The sequence below is a fragment of the Tychonema sp. LEGE 07196 genome (assembly GCF_963890365.1).
Lineage (GTDB): Bacteria > Cyanobacteriota > Cyanobacteriia > Cyanobacteriales > Microcoleaceae > Microcoleus.
The window spans coordinates 1-14,840 of the sequence record NZ_CAWPRX010000068.1; the positions used below are offsets into that span (position 1 = coordinate 1).

Sequence of the window (14,840 nt, forward strand, 5' to 3'; positions counted from 1 at the left end):
GTTGGGGCCCGATGGGGGGGCGTCGGCGGTCTAGTTGCATTACAGTGTTGTGGTATCAAACTCGCAGGATAAGTTTATAATAGGTCGGCGTATAATACCATTTTAGATTTTAGATTAGAAATTTGAGAATTGCGAATCACTGATTATATAAGGGTTTGGATCGCGGGCTTACAGTCGGATTCTTTTGGGAAACTAATTTAAATGACCAAGCCCAAAAACAGGTACAAACCCCGAAGCGGCCGGGTAGTTGACCCTCCGAGATTCATTTCTGAAATCTGAAATCTGAAATCTAAAATCTAAAATGGACTGATACACTTATCAGCCGAGTCCGCCACTGCCAATTCGAGCTTTCTTCTAGGCTGATGCAGACTTCTAATAATTGTAAAGATTTCAGGATAGCACTCAGTTAAAGCAAAATCCTTTGAAAAACATGAGAAATTTTTGGAGTCCGGCTATTTGGGGATTTGCGATCGCCATTGTGAATAATTCTTTGATACCGGATGTGTGGGCATTTCAGCTTCCACCTGCTGTCGCTGTTGTCGATCGACCAACAAAAGCACAGGGCGCGGATATAGCGGCCCAGTTGACGGAAAAAAGCGAAAAGTGGGACGTAATAAACAACCAAACTATTTCCAGTTTCCCGAGTCTGTTTTGGGAAATCAACAATTTATCTAAAATTTCCTATTCCCAATTACTAGAAGTGCTCGCCAGAGGAGCCGACTCAGACAATACCGCGAGAGAAAATGCTGCACAACCCGAAGATATAGCACGTTTTGAAAAGATTGTACAGTATGCAAAACAACAAAATTTGGCCGATCGCGCGATCGGAGAAATCCTACAGGCGATCGCCGACAATTTCCTAGGAAAACCCTACGCCGAGAATTTGCTTGACAATTCCGGCGAAGAAAAGTTGATCGTAACTTTAAATAAATTTGATTGCGTTTTATTTGTCGAAACCGTTTTAGCAATTTCGCGAGGCTTATCCCTCAAAGATTACGAGTATCAAAACTTTGTAAATCGCCTAGAACAACAGCGGTATGTAAACGGTAAAATGAATGGTTATTGCAGCCGCCTGCACTATTTTTCCGAGTGGATTAACGACAATCAAAAACGGAAAACAGTAGAAAATATCACCGCTCAGTTAGGCGGAGTGCCCATGAATAAAACACTAAATTTCATGAGCCAGCACCGCAGCAGTTACCCGCAAATGGTCAAAGACGAAGCAACTTATCAGTGCATAGTCAGCCAAGAAGCAGACTTAGCCAAAACTGCGGTTAATTACATCCCGACAAATCGGATAAAAAGTATTTATTCTCAATTAAAACCCGGAGATATTGTGGCGGTAGCCACGGATGTTAAAGGATTGGATGTCACCCATACGGGTTTTGTATACAGGAATGCAGACGGGAATCTGGGTTTAATTCACGCTTCGCCGGCTGGGGCTGTGACAGTTGCTTACGACTTGCAAAGATATATTAGCAGAGTCGAAAGCGCGATCGGCATTGTAGTCGTTAGGGCGATCGATCCCAGATCAAGATGATATCTGAGGTTATCAACAGAAAAAACTAAAGCCCTTACTAAAAACCTGTTATAACTTTTGGTATTTTTGCATGATTTTATGCTTCAGACAAACCACCAAAACCCACTCCACAATACACCCCAAAATATAGCCGATAAAATTCTCGCAAGCAAAGCTGTTAAGCTGTCGCGCAAATAAACATTGCATATTCAGGGTGATGCTCAGAGCAACGGCCCACTCATTGTTTTATTGTTTTTTACATAAAATTTAATTGTCGCAACAGCTTAATTGCCTCTTTCTTCTGAAAAAAAGATAATTTCATGCTTTGCAGCGATCGGCATTTCATCGTAATTTCATAACTGCGTGTAATTCTAGAGAAGTAAACCAATTTGGAGTATCTCAGGTAGCAACATTTTCTTTCGCTACTCTATCTCTAGTCTCAATGAAGTGAGCGTTCTTCAACTTCTTGGCAAAGATAGGATTTTCATTTCTTCTATTTAAAGTCCTTGCTATTAGCCGGTTCCAAAATGTTTCTTCCACCGCTCTTCAAAACTATGTAATTCGGTTCCACCGCTATGCTGCTGACGCAAGGATCCTAAGTCGAATCATACATTCTCTAAACCACTATTCACAATTTCATCTAGTAAACGACATGGACAATACTTTCATTGCAACTTATTTTGATTGGGATCACCGGACTCCACGCAAACGCCATCGCTTGGCTAATCGGGTATTGAATAAATTGCGATTGAACGGTCAAGTTATTCCAAAATCGCCTGACATGGCAACTATAGAAGCTCGAATGAATATTTTTCATTTGGCAAGCCAAACAGCAGCATACAAAGTAGCTGGTGATGTTGTCGAAGTCGGTTGTAATGCCGGCGAAAGCTCCATCGTGATCAAAAAAGTTCTGAATGAGTATGCGCCGGAGAAACAATTTCATGTGTTTGACAGCTTTGAAGGGCTTCCAAAACTACAAGAAGACGATCTTAAAGATGGAATATACGCTCAAGGTTCGATGACAGCTAAACTCGACAAATTCAAAAAGAATTTTTCCGATGTTGGACTGGATCTACCACATATTCATAAAGGATGGTTCGAGGATACTGTTCCTTCATGTCTTCCCGATCGGATCAGCTTTGCAATTGTGGACGGCGATATATATAGCTCTACTCAATATGTACTACCCTATGTGTACGAGCGTCTAACGCCTGGAGCTATTTGCTTATTTGGCATTTATTATGATGAAAAGGTGTTTTCACGTCCATATACTGCTGAGCCATTCAAATCGCCTGGTGTAAAACGTGCTTGTGACGAGTTTTTTGAAGACAAGCCGGAAAAAGTCTCTGTACTCTATGCTTGTGAGTATTCCAACGGCTATTTTCGCAAGTTGTAGAGACAGAGCAGTTTTATGGGGATAATAATCGGGTGTTTCTATCGTTAGAGTGTTTCATCACCTTCGTAAATAGGGAACTCCTCGGAATTGGGCGATGGGTAATAAATCTTGTTTATTGCCGATCGCCAACACCTAATAATGACGCAAATCCGTCCATTGCATTCCTAAGCGGGCTAGGTGCTTGTGGCGAACCTTACGCTACTTAACAATCAAGGACGAAACTCCTGACTACCAACCAAATTAATTGACAATTTCGTTGCGAGACACCTTACTCTTTCTAGCAGGATTTGGCGTTAATTCCGCCGGTGAGGCTTGAACAGTTCCCCAATCGTTCAAAAAGCTTTTCAGCAAAACCTCTTGCTGAGTGCGAAATGCCTCGACATTTGCCCCGCGATTCATAATGACAAACCATACTGTTTCCTGTTTTTGAGTTGGCAGCGCTCCGCCCAAAGCGCTAACATTATCCAACGTGCCAGATTTAACTACTGCTAATTTTGGCAGCGGTCGTTCAGAAAGGATTCCTTCATCTTTTCCAACTACAGTTAACACATCAGCAACTGTCATGCTGTAAGGTTTAAGATAGCGTTCTAAAGCTATAAATAACGCACAAGCAGCGCGGGGAGAAATACGGTTATCTTCGCTCAATCCCGAACCGTTGACGAGTTGAATTTCGGCGGGAGGAACTCCAGTTGCTGCTGCTGCTTTTTGTGCAACTATTTTCGCGCCGCCGACACTATCGGCGAGCATATCTGCCATGAGATTGTTGCTGTACTGATTCATTTTTTTGATCAGTTCGGTGAGGGGCAAAGAATAATGTTTGACTAAAGGCGCGCTGGTGGGAGGTGCTGGGATAACTTTCACAGTACCGTCAATTACTATTTGAGGTTTTGGGGTATTTGGAGCTAGTGTTTGATACTGGGCGGCGGCTTCGCTGGGCCAGTTTTGACTGTTGAATGCTTGTTTGAGCAATTCTCCTGATTTGAGGGGATTTAATTCAAAGTTCATGTAAAATTTATCGACAATTATCAAATTACCAGTGATGCGCTTGATGCCTTTTTGATTTAAGGTGTTACCGAGGGCGATCGCCTCTTCCCAAACAAACAACGGATCTTCGCTACCCTGAATAATTAAAGATCCTTTTAATACGCCGTTTTCGATCGTCCCGTCGGTACTAATTAAAGTAATAAATTGATGTTCCGGCCCGAATTGTTGGAGGGCTACCAGAGATGTTGCTACTTTGGTAATGGATGCGGCTGACAGAGGAACAGTACCTTGATGGTTGGCTAACAAAGTATTGCCGGATTGCATCCAGATTCCTTGGTCTTCTTTGGCAGAACCTCCGGCTGTCAATCCGTTGAGATATTGCTGAATTTTGGTATTTGTGGCGGTTTCGGGATTGTTGACAGAGACTGTTAACGGCTGACTCGGTTCAACCGGCGGCGGGGAAGATTCGGCTACAGGAGTGGGAGTTGCAAGTTGGGGTGATTCCGTAGCGGCGCATCCGGCGATAATTGTGAGAATGGCGATCGAACTTACAGCAGTCAAGTAGCGGTTTTTCAGCATTACCTTAAATTTTTCCATCAAATTGACCATTCATCCTGCGGCACACCCGATGGCAAGTTTAGCACTCTTGCCGCGCGTTTTGCAGCATCCGCATCTGCGTTACCAGAATTGCGAACCGCTGACCCATGAATGGTGCTAGTCTCGATCGAGCAAGTATGGCAAAAACTGCCATGCCCGATTGCCGGAAAAACCAATAATATTAAATTCGTCATTCCTGACAGCTAGTTATATTAACCGCCATGCAATTAAAGCTGCTGTTTTACCTTTAGCCGCGATCGGTTCGCAAGATTCGACCGTTAGATGTTGTGACATCCCTTGATAAACAGCATCAGAAAAGTAATTTCACCACCAGGCGTGGCACTTTATAGACGTTTTGCTGTATTGACAACATCACCAATCACCGTATAAGTCCGAACATCTGCACCGCCAAACAGCCCTTCAATAACGCTCCCGCAATGCACTCCGCATCCCGCACCAATTCCATATAATTCAAGCATTTCTAAAGCAGCTTTACTCATAGATTTAGCCGCAGCAATTCCCTGCTGTGGGGTAGCATAAATCCCCATAATTTCATCGCCTGTAAAAGTTATTATTAAAGGCTGAAACTTGGCAGCCGCTGGTTCAACACAACGGTAATATTCATCGAGAACCTCTGCAACTGTCTCAGGAGAAGTTTTTTCGCACCAACTTGTAAAACCGCGAATATCCATAAATAAAATCCTGCGATCGCACTTTTGAAAAGCCAAACCTGCTGGATTATTCAGCGCCGTGTCTACTACATGACTTCCCATTCTCCATTCTGCCATATTTCCCAGTAGTTGAGCTGTTTTTTGTAACAGTTTTCTTTGTTTCAAAATCTGTACCGACTGCACCCCCAAAAGCAAACCGATAAACACCATACTCCAAGTAAGAAACCAGTGCGTTGCCGTCCGCGAAAATGTCACTATCAATTCTAAACTAGGAATGAAATATTGAGACTCAATCCCAATCACAACATAAAAAGCTACCACCATCAGAGCCCGTACCACACTTTCCGGTGGAATTAGCCAATCATCAATACCCTTAGCCCAATGGAATCGCAATCCTTGCAAAGTAGCAATCATCAGAGAAAATAACCAAAAGACAACATGACTAGGACTTTGGAAAAAATCTAGCCCGTCTATCGGCAGATCGATCGGCGTATAGATACCAACGCAGATCGGGTTTCCCCAAAAACGGTGGCATTTCGAGTTCGACAAATACCAAGCCTGAACAAGCATTGCTAATATCAGTAAATATTCAGTTGGATCTGTGATAAAGTTTAACAAACCATCTAATATTAAATCCGATCAACCCTTCAGAATTGAAAAATGACCGCTATTACTTAATACTTCACTAAAGAATGTACTGGTGCGACTTCCTTCTAGTAGACTTTTCCATACACTTTTTGAATTAAGACTTGATTGTGCCGTTTCAATACTTCTATTTTTCATCTTAATAAAGGTCAGCAGCCAGAGAATTATTGTATACCAGTTCCCAAAAAAAGATGCAACTGTAGAGAGAATTAAAACCACGATATTCATCAGTCATTCCGAAAAAAAATCTATTAGCTATTTTCCTCCGTTGTTGGCTGGCGGGGTTTCCGAAAAATACCAGTCATATTGATTCCTGTTACCAGCAGCAAAATCACACCAATACCCACAAAAAGCACATAGATTGGCATCAACAAATCTCCCAAATATTCTCCTTGGTGGATATTCAGAAAAACTTTTCCTACCTCTTTCGGCATCTTAAACCAACTTCTGCCAACTCGGTAGATTACACCTGTGACTGTACTCACTGCTAAAGGCAAGACAATAATCGGTGTAGCAATACGATGAACCTTACGACAATCAAGTTTAGCACCTGGTATTTCAGGGCGTGCGCCACCCAAAAATTTGGTCATCGTCAAACCAGTAACTATCAGCCCAATCACTCCCAAAGCCAGCAAAAGCACATAAAATGGTCTGAGTTCCTTTCCGAGATAGCTTCCTTGGTGAATCTTCATAAAAATCTCAGCAGCATCACCTTCTATGCCCAACAAATCTTCTCCCAGCCGATAGGCAACTCCCGTTATGGCTGTTAATAGTAAAGGGATGAAAATAATCGGTGCAACTTGGCGGTGAAGTTTGCGAAAGCTAGCGCTAGCCATCTATTGATTATCCTATTTTTTAGATATTTTGTTGTTAACAAATCAGATATTATTAAATGCACGGGTAGGCAGAAACCGGGTTTTTTTGCCAAAATATTTCGTTGTCACCCGCAGATTCGGTAAAAAACCGGGTCTCTTTGCTCAAAGTGGCTAATTCATGTTGCAAAGCAACAGTTTTAAGGCAAATATTATCATTATGAAAAAATGAAATCAGCCTGGTTGATATTTCCAGCATTAACTCCTTTCAAGACTGCTAAATATTGACCCGTACTTGCTATCTGCAACAGAGTATCGGCAGCATAAATTCCAGTTCCTTGAGTGATATTAATGTTAGAAAATCTTAAGTCATCTTCCAGCTCAAGTATGTCTGCACCTTTTTGAAAGTCCGTGATGATATCAGCGAGATCGAGAATATTTGTAGCCGATCGCCCTTCTAGCTCAAATAAATCCGAACCCATACCGCCGGTCAGAATATCTTTACCCCTCCCTCCATCGATAATATCATTGCCTGCGCCGCCATCAAGGGTATCTTGACCCTTGCCACCTTCTAGTTCATCATTGCCATTGTTGCCGTTCAGAATATCATTGCCCCTGCGTCCTTCTAAAACAACATTGTTCCCAGCAATTCCTGTTAAGATGTCGTTACCATTTGTACCTTCAATTTCAATCTGATAAAAATTATCGCCCCTTTCGTATCCCTGAGAAATCATGGGAAAATTGCCCGTAACTGGGCTAGAATTGGAAGAAGTTACAGGTTTACCTATCGAAAAATTCCTATCGTAACCACTTTCGCCACTTTCGCCACTTTCACCAAATTCACCAAATTCACCAAATTCACCAAATTCACCACTTTCGCCACTTTCGCCACTTTCACTGATTGAGAGTTGGTATCTCTCCGATGACGCTATATTTACATCGATCGAATTATCTTTGGTTAGATATGACTGTCCGATGCTTGTCCAAATTTTAGTTTCGTTACTCATTGTCAGATTCTTATTTTTTAACTTATCTATAGCAATCCTAAATGATTTTCTTGTACCTGTAGGGACTAAGGCTAAGCCGTGTCCAGGACACGGCATCTTGAGTGTCCTGGAGGATGGATTTTGGGGAAATCACATTTATGTTCGCCGCCTGGATAATGATTTAGGATTGCTATATTTGGTCAGTTAGCTAAAACCCTAGGGTCTATTTGTAAAGCTGCATCCCAGGCTGTGCAGACAGATAGCGCACAATTTTGCAGTTAATCGTCCTCCTTGCCCTCCCAAGGCTCCCGGTTTTGGGGAGAGCGGATGTTAATTACTGAGCCGTTCGAGCGAGTAACAGAAAAAGCATCGAATTCACCGTCGTCCATCTCGCCAACAACTCTGATTGTTTCACCTCTTGATACATTAATATTGCGCCACGAGCGGGGGCCAGCATCGACTCTAATTCCACCGCTACCGTCGTCGATAATCCACTCATTTTCATCAGCTTCTCCAAAACCGACTACTTTTCCAGAGATGGTAGTTGGTGTTCTCGACGATCGCAAATCGCGGATTCGAGTTATAGCTTGTGCAAAGGCAGAACTGGCCGCTACTGAAAGAATCGTTGTAACTGCGAGCAAACTAAAAATATTTTTCCGTTTCATGAGTTGTTATTTCCTGGCAATCAGTGCTATAGCAATCCTAAATAATTTTTTTGTACCTGTAGGGACTAAGGCCAAGCCGTGTCCAGGACACGGCATCTTGAGTGTCCTGGAGGATGGATTTTGGGGAAATCACATTTATGTTCGCCGCCCGTGATAATGATTTAGGATTGCTATATTAGGATTGTGACAAATAAAAGTAAAGAACTCGGAAAGACATAAAATTTATTTAAACGTCTCTAAGACTTCCTCGCCCTAAACATCAGCCCATTTACGGAGCAAATTAGCAATGCTTTTGGATAGCAAGTCAAACTCCGCCGTCTTTCCCGACTTCTGAAACAGGATATCGCGAACCGTATCCAAATCAAAGAGAATTTCTCGATTGTGAGCATCCCGAACTAAACTCTGCACCCAAGTTACCGCCGCTAGTCTTTCACCTTCGGTGACTGGTTCTACACGATGTAAAGTTGTAGTAGGATAAACAACCATTGAACCAGCATCAAGTTTAAAAGCTTGTTCGCCTTGGGCACTTTCAATCACTAATTCCCCGCCCGTATAAGTTGCAGGATCGCTGAGAAATAGAGTGAGAGATAAATCCGATCGCATTAGTTTTTCGTCTCCCATAATCGCATTATCAATATGTGTGCCGTAGTGCATCCCTCCGTGATAGCGACTAAAGATAATCGGACGCAACGCTTTCGGGCGACCCGCTATTTGGAATAAAGAATTGCGTTTTAGTGCTTGATTGACTATCGTTCTAATTTCCTGAGTCTGAGCCGCATCGTTTTTTAATTGAGCGTTATTTTTTACTTGTTTGGCGTACCAACCTGCGGTTAACTTTCCATCGACAAATTCAGCATTTTTTAAACTATTGATAATTAATTCTAATTCTTGGATAGTTAAAATATTAGCTATACAAATAATCATTGAGGAAACTCCTACAGGTTGCTTATGGACTAATACGGTTCACTTAACACTGTTTATTGCCCGGAGATCCCCCTAAATCCCCCGAAAGCAAGGGGGACTTTGAGAGCTTTCTTGTCCGTTAGGGGGGGATCGGAGTTAAGTGAACCGTATTGGCTTATGGACTAAAATTGTAGCAATAAGGTAATGCCTCTGCAAACATTTTTTAGATGTTTTCCCTCTTTCCGAGTTCTTTACTTTTGTGTGGGATAGTACAAGTAATCACCCACAGTAAGGATTTTTGAAAAATGCAAAATAAAACTAAGATTTGGCTCGGCGTTGGAGCTTGTGTTTTAACTTCTGTAGCTGCTGCTAGCGCGATCGCATCTCAGAATGATACCGCTCTCAATCAATTGTCTCCGATTAATTTTTTGAGTAATGCCGCTAATCCTGCTAATTCATCGGTTAGCAATAATAATTCGGTTAAACCGATCGTCTTAATGAGTCCTAGCGGGTTTGAATACGGAGAACAAGGAGAACAAGGAGAACGAGGAGAACAAGGAGAACAAGGAGAACGAGGAGAACAAGGAGAACAAGGAGAAATTGGTGAAAGATGAGAAATTGGTGAAAGAGGAGAATACAAAGAATACGGAGAATACGGGAAGAAGATTTAAGGTTTTTTATTAAGATCAACTTTTAAGTTATTGAGGAGAAGTTTACCTGAAAACAGCTACCTACCCCTAGTTGACTGGTAACGCTAATTTCTCCTCGGTGACTTTGAACAATAGATTGGGCGATCGCCAATCCCATCCCCAAACCTCCTTCCCGACTATTTCGGGCTCGATCCGCTCTCCAAAACCTGTCAAAAACTAACTTCACATCTTCGGGAGCAATGCCAATCCCAGTATCCTCTACACGAATAATTGTCGATCGGTTATGTTGGCTCAGAGAAACGGTCACAATTCCGCCCGTTGGTGTATAGTGAATTGCATTTCCGAGCAAGTTAGAAAACAAACGAGTTAGCTGCGATCCGTCTCCCATTACAGACAACCCGATGCCTAAATTTGATTTGAGAGTAATTTGTTTTTCTTGAGCTTGCAGTTCCCAAAAATCGAGTAAATCTTCTAACAATTCATCTAACGGAACCGCTATCCACTCGCGGGTGATGGTTGTAGCAGCAGCATCTATTCTAGTCAATAAAAGTAAGTCTTCAACTAACTGACTCATCTGTTTAGTCGCAGAGGCGATCGCCGCCATTTTCTTAACATCCGCTGCATGAATTCTCTCAGGATGACTCTGCATCACTTCCACTGAAGTTTTAATCGCCGTCAGCGGACTTCTCAACTCGTGGGAAGCGTCGGCGGTGAATTGTTTTAACTGCTGAAAACTCTCCTCAATTGGCTGGAGAGATTGCTTGGTCAGCCACAAACCACCAACCGCAGTCAAGCTGAGAAAAATAATACTCCCATAACCCAATTTCCAGCGGAGGCTGCTGAGGACTTCTTCGACTTCTTTAGTAGATTCGCTGGTGCGAATGTAACCTTTTAATTTTTGCTGTTCACCATCAGAAATGTAAACTGGAATTGTGGTAAACCGAATCTGCCCGTTTTGTATGGTTTGAAAACCAGATTTCAGAGGTAGAGGAGGTAAAGCCTTGCCAGCATTTCCTAACATTGCACCTGTTTCATTAAACCATTCTACAGATTGATCCGCTTCCCGCAGATTTTGCCAAGGAATGTCTAAGTCTGCATCTTTGTCTAACTGATCGGTGACTTTTTTGCTATCGAGTTCAATAGACAAATCATCATTGTCGTCTCTATCTTCTCTGTTGGTGCGATCGCCTTTTTTTTCTGAAGATTGTGGAAGAGACTGCTTTTCTTTCACAACTAAACCGTGAGAAGCAGACCGGGCTAAAATCTCTAATCGCTGGTCTAATTCTTGATATAGAGTGCTGGTCAACAATTCATAAACAGCAAAAGCAGAAATGCCTAAAATAGCTATCATAACTGTTAAGTAAGATAGCAATAAACGCCATCCCAAAGCTTGGAATTGGCAATTATAGGTTTTGGTTGAGCCGATAACCCATGCCATAAATAGTCTCTATAAAATTAGCGGGTGCGCCTGCTGCTTTCAGTTTTTGTCGCAAACCCCGGAGGTGAACTTTGACGGTTTCCTCTCCCGGTGAGTCTTCAAAAGCCCATACATGATCTAGGATAGCACTTCGTGTTAAAACGCGCCTGCCTGTTCGCAGAAACAATTCTAGTAAGCTGTACTCTTTGGGAGTGAGATGCAGCAAATTTTCACGATAGGTTACATCGCAGGTATTCGGGTTTAATTGCAGATTTTCCCACTCTAATATTGGTGATACAGTTGTACTTCCCCGCCGCAGTAAGGCTCTGATTCTTGCTGCTAATTCTGGCAAATCGAAGGGTTTGACGACATAATCATCTGCTCCGGCATCTAAGCCCATGACTTTATCATTGCTGGTGTCTCTGGCTGTGAGCATTAGCACGGGGGTTTTTAATCCTTGTCGGCGCAAGCGCTGGCAAAGGCTAATTCCATCTAATTTTGGCAGCATCACGTCTAGCAGAATTAAGTCATAGGTACAGGCTTCTGCAAAGTTCCAACCTTCTTCGCCGTCGGCGGCTATATCTACGGCATAATGTTGGTCGGTGAGGGCTTCTGCTAATGCTTGGGCAATGCGATCGTCGTCTTCTACTAACAGAATTTTCATAGCTCATTGCTAAAATATTGTTGATTGTTGATTGTGATATGGCATAGTTTTTTTTCGGAATGATTAAACCGCTCTTGCCACAGAGTCCGCAGAGTCTCCAGAAGAGAGAGATGAATAATTCGGATGTCAACGGATTTGAGATCGTTGCTAATTTTTTAATCTCAAATTTAATATCTAATGGGGACTAATTATCGATCGCAGCTAGGGGTTCCCAACTTATGAGATATTCAAACAAAGATTGCTATAGCCCACCAGGTTGGGATGAAGACCATCTGCCCTTCGGCGCGATCGACACCAATCATTAGCCCGATCGCACGATTTGTCAAAAATATCTAAATAGGGGATTCCCCGCTCCAAACAAGCCACTCTAGTTGCTTCTTTATATCGATACTGGTCAGCATGAAGGGTTTGCCTGAAGTGGAGTAGATTACAGGTTATATCAGCACTTTACAATTATGAGTTAGCTCTGGGTCATAAAATTTAAATTTTTTAATCGTAACATAAATTTTTTTTGCAAAAGGTCTAATATTATAATCTTCAGCGCCTGGGGCCTTCACCCCAGGCCGGGCAAATTCAAGGGTAAACTGGTTTATCCAGCCATACTTCCCATACTCAGCGGCACCATTTCCCCGTGCATCGTCAGGCCTAATAACATCGGCTCATTAACTCGGATCGCTTCTCCTGTAAGCGCGCAGCGTTCCTCTTGCTGTGCTGTGGCATTAATACTGGCTCGAATATCCTCTCGACAAAACATCTGGCGATACTCTCCAGACTTCTGCTGGACGTAATTCCAGAGCAAATCTCGAATCAAAGCTTGATAGCCTTGATTCCCCGCGAGCTCTTTGAGTCTCTCCTTGAGTTCTCTTTCTAGTCGAATGCTGGTGACTTCCATTTCGGTGGTTGACGTTCTAGGTAAGGTATGCATGATTTTTCTCCGTGACAGGTAGACATATGTGTAATATCAGTGTAGTATGTTTAAAGCTAGATTTAAAGGTCTCCGATCGCTTTGTGCCTACTGTGATATTTCTCTCCACCAATTCCACCTATCAACCGCAGCGCGGCGATCGCCCTTGGGGTTACAGCGACTCGTCACTGCGCGTCTTGATGGCGAGTTTTGTCACCGTCACAGCAATCTCGCGGGCGCGTATAAGCCCAATTAAACCCGGTTATAGTGGATTAAGACAAAATGCAGAAATTAATTACAACCAGGTAGACCGGGACGGTCTGGGAGTGGCACAGCCAGAGAAAGATACGCGAAGCGGGAGGTACAGCTAAAAAAACTGTACCGGTACAGGATGAAAATTTGCATGAAAGCAGTTTTTTTGGCCCCCGCTTCTGTACGACAGAAGCGGGGGCATTTGATTGGATATTTGAGAAATTGGGAAAGGCTTGGAAAACTGGCAAAAAACCAGATTCAGCCAATGCTGGTGCAACACCCAAAATCCTAAATCTAAAACTTGTTTTGAGCGAAGTCGAAAATTTTTAAATTCTTCAATCTAACAATGCTGGTGAAACATCCACAAATCCCAAATCTAAAATCTAATCATGCTGGTGAAACACCCAAAATCTCAAATCTAAAACTTGTTTTGAGCGAAGTCAAAAAATTTTAAATTCTTCAATCTAAAATCCTAATGAAGAGGAGGCAGCCGTGACCGTACTAACTGATGTATTGAGGCAATCTGTGGTGGTGTTTTCCCAGAATTACCTACCGATGAGCCGTGTCAACATCAAACGGGCGATCGTACTTTTGGTAACAGGCAAGGCCCAAGCTCTAGATTATAGCACCGGCAATGGCTGGCTGGTGCGATCGCCCAGTACCAGCATCCACGTACCCGAACACATCCGCTTGACTTTTGCCAACAGCGAACGCCTTTGGAAAGTGCCACCGGTCAATCGCCGGGAAGTTCTGCGCCGCGACGCTCATTCTTGCCAATACTGCGGCAGCAACCGGCATTTGACGCTGGATCACGTCATCCCTCGATCGAAGGGCGGGCTGCATACTTGGGACAACGTGGTGACTGCTTGCGAAGGGTGCAACTCTCGTAAGGGCGATCGAACTCCCCTAGAAGCTCAAATGCCTTTGCGAACTAAACCGAAGTCTCCTATGCACCCCACTGTGGCTTTTTCCGAAATGTTTTGGCACGAATACCAAATTGGGGAATAGGAAATTAGTCAGTCTACTAACAACTGACAACTGACAACTGACTACTGACAAATTTCAATTTTAAGGCTGTCAATATGCTGAAGTTGACTTACACTGAAACGGGCTTTAATCTAGAGCGTTTGGCTCAATCTCCCGAACAGTTAGTGGCGCTGCGAGTTTTGCTGGCTATGCGAGTTGGTCAAAGCATCAGCGTCGAACCGAGCACTGCGGCATTTTTGCTGCCGGCGAATTTGCCGGCGCTGTCTCTGCTGGAATCTGAGGCCCGCCGAAATGATAGCGAGGCGATCGATCTTTGTGTTGCTGATGCTGATTTTGTGGAGGTGACTCTGCGCGGTACGTGGATTTATGACGCATCTGAGGGGGCCCAGGGCGTGTTTGCGACTGTTTTGGGCGATCGGGCGGAGCGATTGCTGCTCAAACTCTGGCTGGAAACTCAGGCTGCTGCGGAGGTTGTCGGGGAAGTTGGCGATTAATATCGGATGATGAAGGAAGAAGTCCGAGGGAAGAAGTCCGAGGGAAGTCGGAAGAAGGAAGAAGTCATTAGTAATTAGTCATCAGTGCTGTCGCCTCCGAGCTTTCGGTACAACGTCATCAGGAAGAAGTCCGAGGGAAGAAGTCCGAGGGAAGAAGGAAATATTGTGTTCATCTCCCATTCTCCCCCTCTCCCATTCTCCCATTCTCCCCCTCTCCCATTCTCCCATTCTCCCATTCTCCCCCTCTCCCATTCTCCCATTCTCCCCCTCTCCCATTCTCCCCCTCTCCCATTC

At 43.4% G+C, this 14,840-nt stretch carries 16 protein-coding genes and 1 pseudogene; 6 read left to right on the plus strand and 11 right to left on the minus strand.

From position 1 onward, the window contains the following. Positions 1-430: 430 nt before the first annotated feature. Both AACV78_RS08605 and AACV78_RS08610 read left to right on the plus strand, forming a co-directional pair. Positions 431-1,540, plus strand: coding sequence for an N-acetylmuramoyl-L-alanine amidase-like domain-containing protein (locus tag AACV78_RS08605; protein WP_194012355.1), 1,110 nt, complete (start codon positions 431-433; stop codon positions 1,538-1,540). A 631-nt stretch (positions 1,541-2,171) separates the two neighbouring features. Further along, positions 2,172-2,915: a TylF/MycF/NovP-related O-methyltransferase gene (locus AACV78_RS08610; RefSeq protein WP_194012354.1), complete on the plus strand. Its 744-nt coding sequence runs from the start codon at positions 2,172-2,174 to the stop codon at positions 2,913-2,915. A gap of 240 nt (positions 2,916-3,155) precedes the next feature. Here the strand turns inward: AACV78_RS08610 and AACV78_RS08615 are convergent, their stop codons facing one another. The 7 genes from AACV78_RS08615 to AACV78_RS08645 all read right to left on the minus strand — a co-directional run bounded on the left by AACV78_RS08615 (position 3,156) and on the right by AACV78_RS08645 (position 9,199). After that, a complete protein-coding gene (locus AACV78_RS08615) occupies positions 3,156-4,508 on the minus strand; it encodes a D-alanyl-D-alanine carboxypeptidase (RefSeq protein ID WP_339383534.1) in 1,353 nt (450 codons plus the stop codon). Then, positions 4,496-4,690, minus strand: a complete 195-nt coding sequence (locus tag AACV78_RS08620) for a hypothetical protein (RefSeq protein WP_194012353.1) — start codon at positions 4,688-4,690, stop codon at positions 4,496-4,498. Before AACV78_RS08620 ends, AACV78_RS08615 begins: the two co-directional genes overlap by 13 nt. 150 nt (positions 4,691-4,840) lie before the next feature. Next, positions 4,841-5,737, minus strand: coding sequence for an adenylate/guanylate cyclase domain-containing protein (locus AACV78_RS08625; protein WP_194012352.1), 897 nt, complete (start codon positions 5,735-5,737; stop codon positions 4,841-4,843). A gap of 326 nt (positions 5,738-6,063) precedes the next feature. Further along, positions 6,064-6,648, minus strand: a complete 585-nt coding sequence (locus AACV78_RS08630; RefSeq protein WP_194012351.1) for a PepSY domain-containing protein — start codon at positions 6,646-6,648, stop codon at positions 6,064-6,066. Between the two features lie 194 nt (positions 6,649-6,842). Further along, positions 6,843-7,631 (minus strand): calcium-binding protein, encoded by a 789-nt coding sequence (locus tag AACV78_RS08635; RefSeq protein ID WP_194012350.1) that lies wholly within the window; start codon positions 7,629-7,631, stop codon positions 6,843-6,845. A 257-nt stretch (positions 7,632-7,888) separates the two neighbouring features. Continuing rightward, positions 7,889-8,275: a DNA-binding protein gene (locus AACV78_RS08640; protein WP_194012349.1), complete on the minus strand. Its 387-nt coding sequence runs from the start codon at positions 8,273-8,275 to the stop codon at positions 7,889-7,891. A 252-nt stretch (positions 8,276-8,527) separates the two neighbouring features. Beyond that, on the minus strand, positions 8,528-9,199 hold the full coding sequence (locus AACV78_RS08645) for a Fe2+-dependent dioxygenase (protein WP_194012348.1): 672 nt from the start codon (positions 9,197-9,199) through the stop codon (positions 8,528-8,530). Positions 9,200-9,483: 284 nt separating this feature from the next. Between AACV78_RS08645 and AACV78_RS08650 the strand changes: the two genes are divergently transcribed. After that, entirely contained in the window at positions 9,484-9,792 is a 309-nt protein-coding gene (locus tag AACV78_RS08650) for a collagen-like protein (protein WP_194012347.1), read from the plus strand. Between the two features lie 79 nt (positions 9,793-9,871). On the opposite strand, the gene AACV78_RS08655 is transcribed toward AACV78_RS08650, so the two are convergent. The 3 genes from AACV78_RS08655 to AACV78_RS08665 form a co-directional block, all read right to left on the minus strand. Further along, positions 9,872-11,266 carry a sensor histidine kinase gene (locus AACV78_RS08655; protein WP_194012346.1) on the minus strand — a complete coding sequence of 465 codons (1,395 nt, stop codon included), beginning with the start codon at positions 11,264-11,266 and terminating at the stop codon, positions 9,872-9,874. Then, the gene (locus AACV78_RS08660) at positions 11,232-11,909 is read right to left on the minus strand and encodes a response regulator transcription factor (protein WP_194012345.1); all 678 of its coding nucleotides are present in this window, start codon (positions 11,907-11,909) and stop codon (positions 11,232-11,234) included. The genes AACV78_RS08655 and AACV78_RS08660 overlap by 35 nt, the downstream gene beginning before the upstream one ends. A gap of 589 nt (positions 11,910-12,498) precedes the next feature. Continuing rightward, positions 12,499-12,834, minus strand: a complete 336-nt coding sequence (locus AACV78_RS08665; protein WP_194012344.1) for a ribbon-helix-helix domain-containing protein — start codon at positions 12,832-12,834, stop codon at positions 12,499-12,501. 26 nt (positions 12,835-12,860) lie between these two features. On the opposite strand from AACV78_RS08665, the gene AACV78_RS08670 reads away from it, so the two are divergent. The 3 genes from AACV78_RS08670 (at position 12,861) to AACV78_RS08680 (ending at position 14,546) form a co-directional block, all read left to right on the plus strand. Beyond that, positions 12,861-13,184 carry a hypothetical protein gene (locus tag AACV78_RS08670; RefSeq protein ID WP_194012343.1) on the plus strand — a complete coding sequence of 108 codons (324 nt, stop codon included), beginning with the start codon at positions 12,861-12,863 and terminating at the stop codon, positions 13,182-13,184. A gap of 373 nt (positions 13,185-13,557) precedes the next feature. Continuing rightward, a complete protein-coding gene (locus AACV78_RS08675) occupies positions 13,558-14,073 on the plus strand; it encodes an HNH endonuclease (protein ID WP_194012342.1) in 516 nt (171 codons plus the stop codon). A gap of 74 nt (positions 14,074-14,147) precedes the next feature. Then, the gene (locus AACV78_RS08680) at positions 14,148-14,546 is read left to right on the plus strand and encodes an alr0857 family protein (RefSeq protein ID WP_194012341.1); all 399 of its coding nucleotides are present in this window, start codon (positions 14,148-14,150) and stop codon (positions 14,544-14,546) included. An 81-nt stretch (positions 14,547-14,627) separates the two neighbouring features. Here AACV78_RS08680 and AACV78_RS08685 read toward each other — a convergent pair. Then, positions 14,628-14,840, minus strand: a pseudogene (locus AACV78_RS08685) (hypothetical protein); the annotation flags it as partial.

What these genes read in the sequence shown, in the direction of transcription:
- AACV78_RS08630 (WP_194012351.1), bottom strand. Translation starts at nt 6,648, where the DNA reads ATGGCTAGCGCTAGCTTTCGCAAACTTCACCGCCAAGTTGCACCGATT.
- AACV78_RS08615 (WP_339383534.1), bottom strand. Translation starts at nt 4,508, where the DNA reads ATGGTCAATTTGATGGAAAAATTTAAGGTAATGCTGAAAAACCGCTAC.
- AACV78_RS08665 (WP_194012344.1), bottom strand. Translation starts at nt 12,834, where the DNA reads ATGCATACCTTACCTAGAACGTCAACCACCGAAATGGAAGTCACCAGC.
- AACV78_RS08640 (WP_194012349.1), bottom strand. Translation starts at nt 8,275, where the DNA reads ATGAAACGGAAAAATATTTTTAGTTTGCTCGCAGTTACAACGATTCTT.
- AACV78_RS08680 (WP_194012341.1), top strand. Translation starts at nt 14,148, where the DNA reads ATGCTGAAGTTGACTTACACTGAAACGGGCTTTAATCTAGAGCGTTTG.
- AACV78_RS08610 (WP_194012354.1), top strand. Translation starts at nt 2,172, where the DNA reads ATGGACAATACTTTCATTGCAACTTATTTTGATTGGGATCACCGGACT.
- AACV78_RS08650 (WP_194012347.1), top strand. Translation starts at nt 9,484, where the DNA reads ATGCAAAATAAAACTAAGATTTGGCTCGGCGTTGGAGCTTGTGTTTTA.
- AACV78_RS08655 (WP_194012346.1), bottom strand. Translation starts at nt 11,266, where the DNA reads ATGGCATGGGTTATCGGCTCAACCAAAACCTATAATTGCCAATTCCAA.
- AACV78_RS08660 (WP_194012345.1), bottom strand. Translation starts at nt 11,909, where the DNA reads ATGAAAATTCTGTTAGTAGAAGACGACGATCGCATTGCCCAAGCATTA.
- AACV78_RS08635 (WP_194012350.1), bottom strand. Translation starts at nt 7,631, where the DNA reads ATGAGTAACGAAACTAAAATTTGGACAAGCATCGGACAGTCATATCTA.
- AACV78_RS08605 (WP_194012355.1), top strand. Translation starts at nt 431, where the DNA reads ATGAGAAATTTTTGGAGTCCGGCTATTTGGGGATTTGCGATCGCCATT.
- AACV78_RS08645 (WP_194012348.1), bottom strand. Translation starts at nt 9,199, where the DNA reads ATGATTATTTGTATAGCTAATATTTTAACTATCCAAGAATTAGAATTA.
- AACV78_RS08620 (WP_194012353.1), bottom strand. Translation starts at nt 4,690, where the DNA reads ATGACGAATTTAATATTATTGGTTTTTCCGGCAATCGGGCATGGCAGT.
- AACV78_RS08625 (WP_194012352.1), bottom strand. Translation starts at nt 5,737, where the DNA reads ATGCTTGTTCAGGCTTGGTATTTGTCGAACTCGAAATGCCACCGTTTT.
- AACV78_RS08670 (WP_194012343.1), top strand. Translation starts at nt 12,861, where the DNA reads ATGTGTAATATCAGTGTAGTATGTTTAAAGCTAGATTTAAAGGTCTCC.